Source organism: Enterobacter sp. R-1.6.2 (assembly GCF_035064085.1).
Taxonomy (GTDB): domain Bacteria; phylum Pseudomonadota; class Gammaproteobacteria; order Enterobacterales; family Enterobacteriaceae; genus Enterobacter; species Enterobacter asburiae_B.
Map to the genome: position 1 here is coordinate 1 of NZ_JASEYI010000049.1, position 8,997 is coordinate 8,997.

An 8,997-nucleotide genomic window follows, 5' to 3' on the forward strand; every position below is an offset into this window, starting at 1 on the left:
CCATGATAGTTCTCCGAATGAAAGCCTGTCCTCAGCATAGTACCGGGAAGGAGGGAGTGACCATCTCATTAAATATCCTACTATAAGGGCTTCCCCGAACAGTCAACGCCGGTTTTTAATTTCTGGCTGTTCATCAATGAAAGGCAAGGGATGAGACTGCACTACTATAAACGGTCACGCTGAATCGCTATTGATTCGGACCCTGATGAAAGACGCTCGTGAGATCCTCCTTCGTTAATCGGATAGTGATATCCAGTAGGATATGCAGATACTTCTCACGGGGGTCTAACCCTTTACCATCAACGAGTTACAGTTCAGTTACTACTCAGTTTAATTTTTCACGTTGTTGAATACAGTCTGAAGTCATCGCCGTAATGTAATGATGCCCAGCACAACCTCGCATTCTTGGCGGCGATTGCAACGACAGCACGCCAGTATCCCCGCCTACCAATCAACGAGCAGACCCAACGGCTAAACGAGTCCGTTCTATTCTCTGCCCCTACCATAACAGAACGGGCTCCCTGGACCAGCAGGGTTCGCAGGTAGGCATCACCCGCTTTTGTTATCCTGCCAAGCTTTGATTTTCCGCCACTACTGTATTGTGATGGCGTTAGCCCCAACCAGGCTGCCAGTTGGCGCCCGTTCTTAAAATCATGGGCATTGCCAATACTGGCGACCAGCGCACTCGCCGTTGTGGGCCCAATACCTTTCAGTTCCATTAACTGCTGGCTGCGATGATCTGTTTTGGCAACACGAGATAACACCCTGTCATATTCGGCGATTTTCTCTTCAATATTAGTGACATGTGCTAATAGATCATCAATGCACAGCCTGACCTGTACTGGCAGAGTTTCCTTCTGGTCAGAAACAGCATGACGCAGAGCATCAGTGCTTTGTGGGGCAATAACCCCGAATTCAGATACCAACCCCCGAAGACGGTTATACGTCGCTGTTCTTTCCTGAATAAATCCCTGTCTTGTCCTATGTAAGGATTGCATTGCCTGCTGGCTTTCGTCTTTGACGGGTACAAAGCGCATGTGCGGCCGCTGCACAGCCTCACAAATAGCTATTGCATCAGCTGCATCATTTTTCCCGGTCTTACCCGCCATGCGATAGGGTGAGACAAATTTCGGTGCCATCAACCGGACATCATGGCCATACTGCCTGAATAATCTTGCCCAATAGTGGGCACCCGAGCAGGCTTCCATTCCAATGACACAGGGAGGTAAACCAGCGATGAGTTCAGAAAGTGCTGCACGCGACACCTTGGGTTTAACCAGAACTGCTTTACCATTTTGGTCAACGCAGTGAACAGCAAACACATTTTTAGCAAGATCGATACCGACAGTGGTGATGGTCATAACGAATCCCTCTGGGTCAATGTTTATCCCATGATTGCATGAAAGTTAACCAGGCGCATATCCAGGGGAAGTCCCTTCCATTCGTTAAGCCTGTTTTTTGAGCTGGCATGGCGGGCAGCTATGAGCGAAGTATAGTCATTCGCCCTATCTCTTTTGTCGCACTTTCAACAAGGGGGTCGCTTGGAAAGCGGAACGAGGTCAGTCTCCGCCCGGACTGCTCAGCTCTTTAAACAGCAAAAGAGAGGCATCTTATGAGAAGGGATTGTTCAGTATGTCAGGGCAGACTGCTTTTTCATCCGCAGGTACTGAGGGTAAATGCTCAATTCCGGTACGATTCTTACTCTATAGCCAGACAGAATTCAGCATTGTGCTGAACCCGAATCTTTTTTTACTCTGACAGGCCTGTTCATCAGAACCCTGAAAAAACAATTTTCCCGTTCACATTTTTATTTTCCATGTCCTCATGAGCCCGGCGAAGTGCTTTAGCATTCAGCCTGCCATACTCTGCCAGCAACGGAGGTTTGAGCTTACCGGAATCCAGCATGCATGAGAGTTTGTTAAGAATATCATGCTGTTTAGACATGTCCGCAGTAGCATGCATGGGGCGGGTAAACATTGCCTCCCAGTGAACAGAAACGCTCTTAAATTTGATCAAACGCAGATCCAGTGGTTCAGGGTCGTCGATGAGTCCGATACGGCCTTGTGGGGCAATAATTTCGGCCATATTTTCCCAGGCAGATGGCGTGGTGTACGTTGAGAAAATCCGGGTAATGGGAGGGAGTCCAGCAAGGCTGGCAACCTGTGGCGCAAGCGCACATGAATGATCCAGGACATAATGCGCACCAAACCCGCGAACCGCTCTGACACTCTCCTGCCGGGAGGCAGTCCCGATGATGTTCACCCGACTCAGAGTGCGGGCAAGCTGTATAGCCATACAAGGGACTCCGCCCGCACCGCCAAGCATCAACAGGGTCTGATCAGCATCTCCGTTCACTGACAACTGCAGACGATCAAATAACATTTCCCAGGCTGTCAGACCGGTCAGAGGAACCGACGCTGCAGCTTCAAAACTTAGTGCTGCCGGCTTTATCCCCGTAATGCGTTCGTCAACCAGCTGAAACTCTGCGTTGGCTCCCTGGCGATCGAGCACACCGGCATAGAAAACGTGGTCACCTGGCCTGAACAGCGTCACCTCTGGTCCGGTTGCTTCAACAACACCGGAAGCGTCGTATCCCATAACTACCGGATTGCCTGCAGAGGGACTGATGTTTCGCCGGCTTTTCAGGTCCCGTGGGTTAACCGCGACCGCCCTGACTCTGATCAAAAGATCACGCCCCTTGGGCATGGATGGGTGGGGAAGCGACAAATCTTCAATAACGGATGTACTTTCCCGGGTTGCCAGAAACCAACGGCTTTCATTCTGTCTCCTTAAAAAGGTCAGTCACCAGATAAATAAATGTAAAAGTGTGCGGAACGCGATACCCGCCAGTGCCCCCGGCAGTGCAAATCGAAAAATACGCGGAAAGCGGGCGCTGGGTAATGCTGTCAACCTGTTGATGACTATTTTAATCTGTAGTCATTCAATCCTTGTAACATCAGGATGATCCTGGTGTCAGTGAAAATACGAAATCAACACGTTGGTATCATTACCCACCTGTGAACTGACGTCGGCATTTTGAATCTCACTTCGGCGTGCCCCCTCCGAATGGCGCAAAACATTTCGTGGTATGGCATGATAGCACCCGAAGAGAGTCAATTCAGGGTGGTAAATGTGAAACCAGTAACGCTATACGATGTCGCAGAGTATGCCGGTGTCTCTTATCAGACCGTTTCCCGCGTGGTGAACCAGGCCAGCCACGTCTCTGCGAAAACGCGGGAAAAGGTGGAAGCGGCGATGGCGCAGCTGAACTACATTCCCAACCGCGTGGCACAACAACTGGCGGGGAAACAGTCGTTGCTGATTGGCGTTGCTACCTCCAGTCTGGCCCTGCACGCGCCGTCGCAAATTGTCGCGGCGATTAAATCTCGCGCCGATCAACTGGGTGCCAGCGTGGTGGTGTCGATGGTAGAACGAAGCGGCGTCGAAGCCTGTAAAGCGGCGGTGCACAATCTTCTCGCGCAACGCGTCAGTGGGCTGATCATTAACTATCCGCTGGATGACCAGGATGCCATTGCTGTGGAAGCTGCCTGCGCTAATGTTCCGGCGTTATTTCTTGATGTCTCTGACCAGACTCCCATCAACAGTATTATTTTCTCCCATGAAGACGGTACGCGACTGGGCGTGGAGCATCTGGTCGCATTGGGTCACCAGCAAATCGCGCTGTTAGCGGGCCCATTAAGTTCTGTCTCGGCGCGTCTGCGTCTGGCGGGCTGGCATAAATATCTCACTCGCAATCAAATTCATCCGATAGCGGAACGGGAAGGCGACTGGAGTGCCATGTCCGGTTTTCAACAAACCATGCAAATGCTAAATGAGGGCATCGTTCCCACTGCGATGCTGGTTGCCAACGATCAGATGGCGCTGGGCGCAATGCGCGCCATTACCGAGTCCGGGTTGCGCGTTGGTGCGGATATCTCGGTAGTGGGATACGACGATACCGAAGACAGCTCGTGTTATATCCCGCCGTTAACCACCATCAAACAGGATTTTCGCCTGCTGGGGCAAACCAGCGTGGACCGCTTGCTGAAACTCTCTCAGGGCCAGGCGGTGAAGAGCAATCAGCTGTTGCCCGTCTCACTGGTGAAAAGAAAAACCACCCTGGCGCCCAATACGCAAACCACCTCTCCCCGCACGTTGGCAGATTCCTTAATGCAGCTGGCACGACAAGTTTCCCGACTTGAAAGCGGGCAGTGAGCGCAACGCAATTAATGTGAGTCAGCTCACTCATTAGGCACCCCAGGCTTTACACTCTATGTGTCCGGCTCGTATGTTATGCGAAAATGTGAGCGGATAACAATTCACGCAGGATACAACTATGACAATGATTACGGATTCACTGGCCGTCGTATTACAACGTCGTGACTGGGAAAACCCTGGCGTTACCCAACTTAATCGCCTTGCGGCACATCCCCCTTTCGCCAGCTGGCGTAATAGCGAAGAGGCTCGCACCGATCGCCCTTCCCAAGAGTCGCGCAGCCTGAATGGTGAATGGCGCTTTGCCTGGTTTCCGGCACCAGAAGCGGTACCAGAAAGCTGGCTGGAGCGCGATCTTCCTGACGCCGATACTGTCATCGTCCCCTCAAACTGGCAGATGCACGGTTACGATGCGCCTATCTACACCAACGTGACCTATCCCATTGCGGTCAATCCGCCGTATGTTCCCACGGAGAATCCGACGGGTTGTTACTCGCTCACATTTAATGTTGATGAAAGCTGGCTACAGGAAGGCCAGACGCGAATTATTTTTGATGGTGTTAACTCGGCGTTTCATTTGTGGTGCAACGGGCGCTGGGTCGGTTACGGACAGGACAGTCGTTTGCCGTCTGAATTTGACCTGAGCGCATTTTTACACGCCGGAGAAAACCGCCTCGCGGTGATGGTGCTGCGCTGGAGTGACGGCAGTTATCTGGAAGATCAGGATATGTGGCGGATGAGCGGCATTTTCCGTGACGTCTCGTTGCTGCATAAACCGAGCACGCAAATCAGCGATTTCCATGTAGCCACTCACTTTAATGATGATTTCAGCCGCGCTGTACTGGAGGCAGACGTTCAGATGTACGGCGAGCTGCGCGATGAGCTGCGGGTGACGGTTTCTTTGTGGCAGGGTGAAACGCAGGTCGCCAGCGGCACCGCGCCTTTCGGCGGTGAAATTATCGATGAGCGTGGTGGTTATGCCGATCACGTCACCCTACGTCTGAACGTCGAAAACCCGAAACTGTGGAGCGCCGAAATCCCGAATCTCTATCGTGCGGTGGTTGAACTGCACACCGCCGACGGCACGCTGATTGAAGCAGAAGCCTGCGATGTCGGTTTCCGCGAGGTGCGGATTGAAAATGGTCTGCTGCTGCTGAACGGCAAGCCGTTGCTGATTCGCGGCGTTAACCGTCACGAGCATCATCCTCTGCATGGTCAGGTCATGGATGAGCAGACGATGGTGCAGGATATCCTGCTGATGAAGCAGAACAACTTTAACGCCGTGCGCTGTTCGCATTATCCGAACCATCCGCTGTGGTACACGCTGTGCGACCACTACGGCCTGTATGTGGTGGATGAAGCCAACATTGAAACCCACGGCATGGTGCCAATGAATCGTCTGACCGATGATCCGCGCTGGCTACCCGCGATGAGCGAACGCGTAACGCGAATGGTGCAGCGCGATCGTAATCACCCGAGTGTGATCATCTGGTCGCTGGGGAATGAATCAGGCCACGGCGCTAATCACGACGCACTCTATCGCTGGATCAAATCTGTCGATCCTTCCCGCCCGGTACAGTATGAAGGCGGCGGAGCCGACACCTTCGCAACCGATATTATTTGCCCGATGTACGCGCGCGTGGATGAAGACCAGCCCTTCCCGGCTGTGCCGAAATGGTCCATCAAAAAATGGCTTTCGTTGCCTGGAGAGACGCGCCCGCTGATCCTTTGCGAATACGCCCACGCGATGGGTAACAGTCTTGGCGGCTTCGCTAAATACTGGCAGGCGTTTCGTCAGTACCCCCGTTTACAGGGCGGCTTCGTCTGGGACTGGGTGGATCAGTCGCTGATTAAATATGATGAAAATGGCAATCCGTGGTCGGCTTACGGCGGTGATTTTGGCGATACGCCGAATGATCGCCAGTTCTGCATGAACGGTCTGGTCTTTGCAGACCGCACGCCGCATCCGGCGCTGACGGAAGCAAAACACCAGCAGCAGTTTTTCCAGTTCAGTTTATCCGGGCGAACCATCGAAGTGACCAGCGAATACCTGTTCCGTCATAGCGATAACGAGCTCCTGCACTGGATGGTGGCGCTGGATGGCAAGCCGCTGGCAAGCGGTGAAGTGCCTCTGGATGTCGCTCCACAAGGTAAACAGTTGATTGAACTGCCTGAACTACCGCAGCCGGAGAGCGCCGGACAACTCTGGCTAACGGTTCACGTAGTGCAACCGAACGCGACCACATGGTCAGCAGCCGGACACATCAGCGCCTGGCAGCAGTGGCGTCTGGCGGAAAACCTCAGCGTGACACTCCCCTCCGCGCCCCACGCCATCCCGCAACTGACCACCAGCGAAACGGATTTTTGCATCGAGCTGGATAATAAGCGTTGGCAATTTAACCGCCAGTCAGGCTTTCTTTCACAGATGTGGATTGGCGATAAAAAACAACTGCTGACGCCGCTGCGCGATCAGTTCACCCGCGCACCGCTGGATAACGACATTGGCGTAAGTGAAGCGACCCGCATTGACCCTAACGCCTGGGTCGAACGCTGGAAGGCGGCGGGCCATTACCAGGCCGAAGCAGCGTTGTTGCAGTGCACGGCAGATACGCTTGCCGACGCGGTGCTGATTACCACGGTCCACGCGTGGCAGCATCAGGGGAAAACCTTATTTATCAGCCGGAAAACCTACCGGATTGATGGAAGTGGTCAAATGGCGATTACCGTTGATGTTGAAGTGGCGAGCAATACGCCACATCCGGCGCGGATTGGCCTGACCTGCCAGCTGGCGCAGGTAGCAGAGCGGGTAAACTGGCTCGGATTAGGGCCGCAAGAAAACTATCCCGACCGCCTTACTGCGGCCTGTTTTGACCGCTGGGATCTGCCATTGTCAGACATGTATACCCCGTACGTCTTCCCGAGCGAAAACGGTCTGCGCTGCGGGACGCGCGAATTGAATTATGGCCCACACCAGTGGCGCGGCGACTTCCAGTTCAACATCAGCCGCTACAGTCAACAGCAACTGATGGAAACCAGCCATCGCCATCTGCTGCACGCGGAAGAAGGCACATGGCTGAATATCGACGGTTTCCATATGGGGATTGGTGGCGACGACTCCTGGAGCCCGTCAGTGTCGGCGGAATTCCACCTTAGCGCCGGTAGCTACCATTACCAGTTGCTCTGGTGTCAAAAATAATAATAACCGGGCAGGCCATGTCTGCCCGTATTTCGCGTAAGGAAATCCATTATGTACTATTTAAAAAACACAAACTTTTGGATGTTCGGTTTATTCTTTTTCTTTTACTTTTTTATCATGGGAGCCTACTTCCCGTTTTTCCCGATTTGGCTACATGACATCAACCATATCAGCAAAAGTGATACGGGTATTATTTTTGCCGCTATTTCTCTGTTCTCGCTATTATTCCAACCGCTGTTTGGTCTGCTTTCTGACAAACTCGGGCTGCGCAAATACCTGCTGTGGATTATTACCGGCATGTTAGTGATGTTTGCGCCGTTCTTTATTTTTATCTTCGGGCCACTGTTACAATACAACATTTTAGTAGGATCGATTGTTGGTGGTATTTATCTAGGCTTTTGTTTTAACGCCGGTGCGCCAGCAGTAGAGGCATTTATCGAGAAAGTCAGCCGTCGCAGTAATTTCGAATATGGTCGCGCGCGGATGTTTGGCTGTGTTGGCTGGGCGCTGTGTGCCTCGATTGTCGGCATCATGTTCACCATCAATAATCAGTTTGTTTTCTGGCTGGGTTCTGGCTGTGCATTCATCCTCGCCGTTTTACTCTTTTTCGCCAAAACGGATGCGCCCTCTTCTGCCACGGTTGCCAATGCGGTAGGTGCCAACCATTCGGCATTTAGCCTTAAGCTGGCGCTGGAACTGTTCAGACAGCCAAAACTGTGGTTTTTGTCACTGTATGTTATTGGCGTTTCCTGCACCTACGATGTTTTTGACCAACAGTTTGCTAATTTCTTTACTTCGTTCTTTGCTACCGGTGAACAGGGTACGCGGGTATTTGGCTACGTAACGACAATGGGCGAATTACTTAACGCCTCGATTATGTTTTTTGCGCCACTGATCATTAATCGCATCGGTGGGAAAAACGCCCTGCTGCTGGCTGGCACTATTATGTCAGTACGTATTATTGGCTCATCGTTCGCTACCTCAGCACTGGAAGTGGTTATTCTGAAAACGCTGCATATGTTTGAAGTACCGTTCCTGCTGGTGGGCTGCTTTAAATATATTACCAGCCAGTTTGAAGTGCGTTTTTCAGCGACGATTTATCTGGTCTGTTTCTGCTTCTTTAAGCAACTGGCGATGATTTTTATGTCTATTCTGGCGGGCAATATGTATGAAAGCATCGGTTTCCAGGGCGCTTACCTGGTGCTGGGTCTGGTGGCGCTGGGCTTCACCTTAATTTCCGTGTTCACGCTTAGCGGCCCCGGCCCACTTTCTCTGCTGCGTCGCCAGGTGAATGAAGTCGCTTAAGAAATTAATGTCGGATACGGCGCGAGCGCCTTATCCGACCAACTTATCAGGACGGAATGTTAAAAATGAACATGTCGATGACAGAAAAAATAAAAGCAGGCAAGCTATTTACCGATATGTGCGAAGGCTTACCTGAAAAAAGACTTCGTGGGAAAACATTAATGTATGAGTTCAATCACTCGCATCCATCAGAAGTTGAAAAAAGGGTAATGACTCCAACTTATTGATAGTGTTTTATGTTCAGATAATGCCCGATGACTTTGTCATGCAGCTCCACCGAT

General features: G+C 51.9%; 5 protein-coding genes and 2 pseudogenes. 4 read left to right on the forward strand and 3 right to left on the reverse strand.

The genetic code is table 11. The annotated features are described in order from the left end of the window. Positions 1-338 precede the first annotated feature (338 nt). The gene (locus QMN93_RS24915) at positions 339-1,361 is read right to left on the reverse strand and encodes an IS110 family transposase (protein WP_323620191.1); all 1,023 of its coding nucleotides are present in this window, start codon (positions 1,359-1,361) and stop codon (positions 339-341) included. A gap of 409 nt (positions 1,362-1,770) precedes the next feature. After that, a pseudogene (locus QMN93_RS24920) lies at positions 1,771-2,780 on the reverse strand (zinc-binding alcohol dehydrogenase family protein). A 352-nt stretch (positions 2,781-3,132) separates the two neighbouring features. Between QMN93_RS24920 and lacI the strand changes: the two are divergent. The 4 genes and pseudogenes from lacI to QMN93_RS24940 form a co-directional block, all read left to right on the forward strand. Then, positions 3,133-4,215 (forward strand): DNA-binding transcriptional repressor LacI, encoded by a 1,083-nt coding sequence (gene lacI, locus QMN93_RS24925; RefSeq protein ID WP_007851507.1) that lies wholly within the window; start codon positions 3,133-3,135, stop codon positions 4,213-4,215. A 121-nt stretch (positions 4,216-4,336) separates the two neighbouring features. After that, complete coding sequence (gene lacZ / locus QMN93_RS24930; RefSeq protein ID WP_007894989.1) at positions 4,337-7,411, forward strand: beta-galactosidase; 3,075 nt, start codon at positions 4,337-4,339, stop codon at positions 7,409-7,411. Between the two features lie 51 nt (positions 7,412-7,462). Next, a complete protein-coding gene (gene lacY / locus QMN93_RS24935) occupies positions 7,463-8,716 on the forward strand; it encodes a lactose permease (protein WP_003846917.1) in 1,254 nt (417 codons plus the stop codon). Between the two features lie 65 nt (positions 8,717-8,781). Beyond that, a pseudogene (locus QMN93_RS24940) lies at positions 8,782-8,922 on the forward strand (maltose acetyltransferase domain-containing protein); the annotation flags it as partial. A 14-nt stretch (positions 8,923-8,936) separates the two neighbouring features. Here QMN93_RS24940 and QMN93_RS26295 read toward each other — a convergent pair. Next, on the reverse strand, positions 8,937-8,993 hold the full coding sequence (locus QMN93_RS26295) for an IS1 family transposase (RefSeq protein ID WP_003032489.1): 57 nt from the start codon (positions 8,991-8,993) through the stop codon (positions 8,937-8,939). Between the last annotated feature and the right edge of the window lie 4 nt (positions 8,994-8,997).